The 6,264-nt window shown below is 55.9% G+C and carries 4 protein-coding genes and 1 pseudogene; 1 reads left to right on the forward strand and 4 read right to left on the reverse strand.

The annotated features are described in order from the left end of the window. A partial coding sequence (locus tag RR842_RS10935) for a helix-turn-helix domain-containing protein (RefSeq protein ID WP_332729745.1) occupies positions 1-195 on the forward strand: 195 nt, incomplete at its 5' end. 184 nt (positions 196-379) lie between these two features. On the opposite strand, the gene RR842_RS10940 is transcribed toward RR842_RS10935, so the two are convergent. The 4 genes and pseudogenes from RR842_RS10940 to RR842_RS10955 all read right to left on the reverse strand — a co-directional run. Next, positions 380-658 (reverse strand): hypothetical protein, encoded by a 279-nt coding sequence (locus RR842_RS10940; protein WP_332729746.1) that lies wholly within the window; start codon positions 656-658, stop codon positions 380-382. 12 nt (positions 659-670) lie between these two features. After that, positions 671-1,948, reverse strand: coding sequence for a DNA polymerase IV (locus RR842_RS10945; protein WP_332729747.1), 1,278 nt, complete (start codon positions 1,946-1,948; stop codon positions 671-673). A 153-nt stretch (positions 1,949-2,101) separates the two neighbouring features. Then, positions 2,102-4,369: an AAA family ATPase gene (locus tag RR842_RS10950; protein ID WP_332729748.1), complete on the reverse strand. Its 2,268-nt coding sequence runs from the start codon at positions 4,367-4,369 to the stop codon at positions 2,102-2,104. 107 nt (positions 4,370-4,476) lie between these two features. After that, positions 4,477-6,264 (reverse strand): annotated as a pseudogene (locus tag RR842_RS10955) (hypothetical protein); the annotation flags it as partial.

Below are 6,264 nucleotides of genomic sequence, written 5' to 3' on the forward strand. Positions count from 1 at the left end.
TGCACTACGCAATCGGTTCTTTCCGACGGGATCGTTACCGCTCGCGAGCTTGCCGAGACGCTGCGTATCTCAACCGGCTTCGTATACAAAATGGCTCGCGAGAACCGCATCCCCGTCATCCGCATTGGTCGCGCGGTAAGGTTCAGCGTTGGAGATGTTGAACGCGAGCTTGCCAAGTACTCACGGTGGAGGTAGCGTCCGGCTTCCAGTTTTCAGGCAGCTTTGTCCGTCGGGGAGTAGCATGACTCATATGCGCCAAGCATTCTTGCACGTGGGGCGCGCTACTCCGGCCGGTCGCAGACACGCGCCCCAACGTGTGTTCATGCTACGTCATTTTCGTTGCGAATTCATTAGCTGGCTGCTGTGTCTCGGACGGCAGCTACATCGCCGTTACGCCGTCGTGCACGATGCGCTCCACGTACCAGCGCTCGCCGTCATGCCACAGAAATGTCGGCTTACCTTCGACCACCACTGCGTAGCGCATGCCGTGGCCGCCCGTCTTCATCGATGCGGCATAGCGGCACTCGGTCACGCGGTCTATCGCAAAGCAGCGCCCGTCCTCCCAGGCTATCGCCAAAGGCGTCCTGATTCCGTCTTCGTCGTCATGCAGCGTCACGCCCACATAGCACTTCTCGCGGCGCTCTATTCCTCGGACCATCGCAAAGCACCCCTACCTATGAAAGAAACTGACGGGATGCACCACGTTGTCGCGCTTGGCATCCAGCTCCCACGCGGTGGCGTCTTGCGCCTGCGGTCCCCACACTACGCAGTTGTTGCCAAAGCGACGGCGCAGCTCGTCGATCGTCGCGTCCAGCCCCTCGCGCTCGGTGCGTTGCGGCAGCGGGTCGAACAGCATCATCTGCATGTCCTCGTCCGCCGATACCAGGTTGCTTGCGCGCACGTACAGCCCCCGCAAGGGCCGTGTGTCGTTAAGAGGCTCGTTGTCGCACAGCAGCCGCCAGGCGATGTGCGCCACCTCGCCGGTGATGTTGGTGGGCAGAGGTGCGCATGTTTGCCGGGTGTAGCTGGACAGGTTGCGGGCGCTTCTCACCCCTATGGCGATGGTTCGCGCCCGTGCGCGCCCCTCGCGCATGCGCTGGGCTACGCTTTCAGCCAGCATCCAGATGACGGCCTTGGCGGTTTGAGGGTCTTCGATGTCGCGCGGGAAGGTGATGCCGTTGCCGTAGCTTTTGGTTTCGCGGTCAACATCGCAGCTTGCGCGGTCGAGCGGCTTTACCTCCGTTGCATCATCGCCGCGGGCAAACGCGCGCAGCAAAAAGCCCATCTTGCCCAAGCGGTGCTGCAGGTAGTAGTCGGTGGCATGGGCTAGGTCGCCTATGGTGCAAATGCCCGACGAATGCAGCTTGGCATCGGTAGCGGCACCCACGTACAAAAGCTCGCGCACCGGGGCAGTCCATACGATGTCGTGATAGTTGGTTTCATCTATCACCGTCACCGCATCGGGCTTCTTGTAATCGCTGCCGAACTTGGCGAATATCTTGTTCCAGCTAACCCCGACCGATACCGTGATACCCAACTCTGCTTTCATGCGCTCGGATATCTCCCGTGCGATCTCTACCGGTGTGAGCCCCAAGCACCTCTGCGTTCCCGTGACGTCAATCCATGCCTCGTCGGGGCCGAAGGGCTCCACGCAATCGGAGTAGTCGTAGTAGATCTTGCGCGCCAGCCCCGACACCTTCATGTACAGGCGATAGTCGGGCGGCACTACCACCAGTTCTGGACACTTGCGACGCGCGTCGCGCAGGGTCTCAGCCGTGCCGATGCCCCATTTCTTTGCCAGCATGTTCTTTGCGAGTACGATGCCGTGACGTGCCTCCTCGTCGCCTCCAACGACCACGGGCTTGCCGCGCAACTCGGGGTGGGCTTGGCATTCTATCTGGGCATAGCAGCAGTTTATGTCGCTGTGCAGTATCGCCCGCTTGCGCATGCTCGCCCCCAATCCCTTCCAATCCGCAACCGATGCTTAGGATTGTAGAGCGAACATTAGTTCCCGTAAAGCGAACAAACAGTGGAGTTTAAACCACAAGCTGCGTACTCGTGTCTTACCGTTTTCTCATCTGCATATACAACCGCTTGCTAATCAGCGGAAATTACTATAGTCGTTATCGCCTTGCTGTTGGGCTAACGTTTCAAAGTCAATTGATGAAGCGATGAGCTGCCCAGGATAGCGACCGTGGACGTGATTCAGAACCGCCCAGCAGGCTCTACGTATCGATTCGTCATCTGGAGGCTGGTCTCTGTCGAACAGCGAGGCACCATGCGATTGGTCTTGGCAGATAGAGTAGATGTATTCGCAATCTTTTAGCGCGGCGCATTCTTGCGTATTGAGATAGGCGAGCAGGTCCGTCGATGCTGGGTTGTCAAACCTCCAAAGCGACTCGATGATTTGACGTATGGAGTTACCTGTCGTATGTGACGGGTCGCGCGTGCCAAGTGCAATTTCGACAAGATCCTTAAGGTGTTCGCTGTATGGGGTGATGTAGTGGCTTACACAAGGTTTAATAACCCCGTCATGTAGTACGAAGCATTCCTTAACAACGCCGTTTCTGGCCAGCATGTTGAAGAAGGCACTGCTGTGCGTCAAAAGCAGAAACCGCACTCGTTTTAGGCCAAAAGTGATATTGAAATCTCTGATAATCTGGAGAATGCTGTAAACGTAGTGATAATCCAAGCTTGATATTGGATCGTCGATAACGAAAAATAGATTCTGGGCATCATCATCGCTTTCTAGCAGATTCCATGTTGATGCGACGTAATGGCAGAATGCGAGAGCGGATTTTTCGCCATCACTCATAACGTCCTCGGCATCTTCGCCGAGTGGTGAATCGCCTAGTGAAATGGTGAACTGGTCCGAATCGAAAACATACTTATCGCCGAAGACTTCGTGAATCATTTTTGCGAGCATCTGAGCTATGGCCGCTCGCTTTGGTCTCCTGAATTTGACTTCTTCTGCCTTTATATCGGCATCGAGCTGTCTGTATGCTTGCAGAATCGATTCGCGTGCAGAAATCAATGAATCGCAGTCAACCCTAATCTTGCGAGTCATCTCGACACAAAGATCACGCTTGACGCTTTTAATTGCTTTGGATGCATTTGCAGCAAGACCATCGAACCTGGAAAGTGTATTTTCCGTGTCGGCGACGGCAGCCTCCATGGTATCCAATAATGTCTTGAGTTGTTTCACTGGCGCAACATCGTAGGTAAGTGAGATATCGGCAATCTTGCGCCTTAGCGTTTCGCTGACGGCGCTCGTGGAGGCCTTTATCTCAGTGAATGTCGGAACATCAGCGAGGGTAGCCTCGCTAAGATCGGGAAATGCCGACTTCAGTGAATCGAATTGTATTCGCTTTGTGCGGTAGAGAGAGGCGAACCGCTCATATGAATCACAGAGCGTATTCAGTGTCCTGATATGTCCCTCTATTTCAGAAACGGTCTTTGCCTCTGCGCCGCGTACATACTCTTCGTAGTTGTGTATGAGCGTTTTCGCATCGCCATCGAACACCATACCGCAATAAGGGCATCTGTTATCTCTGGTGAGGTCGAGGCCATTTTTGACGAACTCCATCTTTGGCTGCACTTCTGCAACGAATTCATCGGCGAACTTGTCGCGCGAGAAGGGTTGGGTAAGCAGGATGCCGATGCTATCAAGATCGACTTGCCCTGCGGTGCAGTTGATCCCTGCCAAAACTGGAATAGGATCCGGAAGCCCTCGTAACGCTTCGAACTCTGCGAGCTTGCTTTCGTATTCGGACGAGCAAGAGTCCATTGCCAATATGTTCTCTACGGTAAGTTCAGAGTATCCCCTGTATCTAGTAAGCTCGTAGTCTGCAAGGGTTGTACGCCCTTCAGCGACGACCTTATCGATTGCGGCACGTATTTCTTGTCCACGCTTGCTCAATCCCGAGAGCTGCTCCCTCTTGTCAGAGACATCGATGTTATCTCGGCCGATGATGTATCCGGTGAAGCCGTCACCGTTTGGTGCATAGTGGAGTGCTCCGAGGTTATCTCTGATGTAATCACTGTTGAATACGTGGAATATGTAACCTGTGTCGTTCCTGACAATGACATCTTTGCCGCGCTCCATCGTAATGTGCAGTTTCTCGGGCTGGGAGCGTTGGTTCGAAGTGACGAAAGAGAAAGAACCGGCATCTTCAGTGCGGTTGATTATGTTACCCGCCAATGCGCCCGCATCGTTATCGGCAGCGCGGAAAAGGCGGCTGATGCAGGTCTTGCCCTGGCCGTTACCAGAATAAATTGCTATCCGTGAGTTGCTGAGGGTTAGAGTACCGCCAGCCTGCGTAGCAAACGGTCCGAAACCCTTCAGCTTGATCTCCCAGCTAAAGCTCAATTTCCCTCCTAAACATTCGAGTAGCGATACTCGACTTCGACGTCATGCACGAAGCCTGATCCCTGCCCCAGTTCCCCGAAGCGCTTCTTGGCCGATTGCGAGATGCCCTAAATACTTGTTACCGCGTACGTCGTTCGGACGTCGTATTCGAAATCGTCTCCTAATTCGAGCGTGGCGAAGTGCTTCTTGGCGCATTCGATCTTCGCTCGCTCGGAATCGCGCAGCGCAGGGTCGCCGTTGGTTCCTCCCTTGGTTTCGGTTACGAAGTACACGCGGTTCTCGCCATCCTTTTCCTCGACGTATGCCCAGTCGGGGTTGTACGAACCCAAGGGCGTGTCTATCTTGAACGACGAAGGCAGCTTGGCAAACACCTTCACCTCGTCAGCCAGGTCAAGCGCCTCCGCAAAAGGCTTCTCTACACTCGACGAGTCGTATACGACGTAGTTATAAAGGCACTTGTCGGGATTCACCTGCGGCTCCCAGGCATTCGAATCAAGGTAGGCGTGGAAATCGCCAAGGTCGAGGTCCTTCATCGTGTACCATTCGTCGTCCGGCAGCTTCACGTACTTGATGCCCTTCGCGACTGCTGCGTTCTTTGCCTTCGTAATCTTGGCGGCCACCTGCGCTAGGAAGGTCGCCGGATCGACGGCGAACTCGTCGAAGCGGCCGCAGCCCTCGAGAATCCTCTTTATCGTCCCACGCGTGAGCCCGACGGCATCCTGCAACTCGGCAATGGGGTCGGGAAGGTCATATACGCGCTTTGAATCCGTCGTTACTATGGACGTGCCGGTTCCCGTCGTGGATATGCCCGAATCGTCGACGTTGAGCGATGCGCGCAAGCTCATGACCTCAAGCGGCTTCACCTTGGGCATGCTTTGGACCTCTGCAATCGCGTCAGCCACGAGGGCATCCGAATCGACGTCGACCTCGAAGCGCGTACGGCGGCGAATGCGCTCCCATAACTCCATGAACGCGGGGTCGTTCGTGACGTCCTTCTGCAGCTCGACGGTAACCTCTTGGGCCTTGTTCTTAATCTGCAGCTTCTGGGCCTTATGCAGGATAACCGCCTGTATCTGCTCCCTCGCGGGCTCGAGTTCTGGGGGAAGCTCGACCTTGCCAGCCTCCGCATCGGCCTTGAGTGCGGGCGTGATGTTGCCCTTGGCGTCAACGAGGCCCGCAGCCTTGAAGTGCTCGTACGTTTGGCTCGAGCGCGCATAACCGAAGCGCTCTTCGGTTCCGTCGGGCTTCTCGACGGTCACCTTCGTGAACGACTCGGGCGTGAGGATGCCAAACTTGAAATCCTCCTTCTCGAACTCCTTCTGCAGGCCGTTGGCGAACTCGTCATAGGATTCGTTCGCGATGACGGTGAGAACGTTCGCCTCGGGGTCGTAGCAGCGCTCGCCGTTCTGGTCGACGCAGAGGCGCAGGCCGCGCCCAATCTTCTGGCGCTTGGTCAGGGTGTCCTTCGTCTCCACCAGCGTGCATATCTGGAATACGTTGGGATTGTCCCAGCCCTCCTTCAGCGCGGAATGGCTGAAGATGAAAGCGACGTCCTTGTCAGGATCATGCCCGTCGGGGAAGGAGATGAGCGTCTCCTTCTTGTGCATAATCAGCTCGAACGCCGAGGTGTCCGCTGCACTGCTGGCAGTTGCTGTCGTGTTCTTGTACTTGCCCTTGCCGTCTTTGGCGAAGTACCCGTCATGAACGGCCGACGCATCGGGGTTCAGGGGAACGCCCGCCTTCTCGTAGCGCTTCTGCCACTTCGGGGAGGCGACTACGGCGCGGTACTCCTCCTCGAAGATGTCTGCGTACTCGCCGTTGTGGATTTCCGGCTCGTACACGCGGTACTTCTCAACCTTGTCGATGAAGAAGAGGCTGAGCACCTTGATGCCGCG

The organism is Gordonibacter sp., assembly GCF_036667095.1.
Classification (GTDB): Bacteria; Actinomycetota; Coriobacteriia; order Coriobacteriales; family Eggerthellaceae; genus Gordonibacter.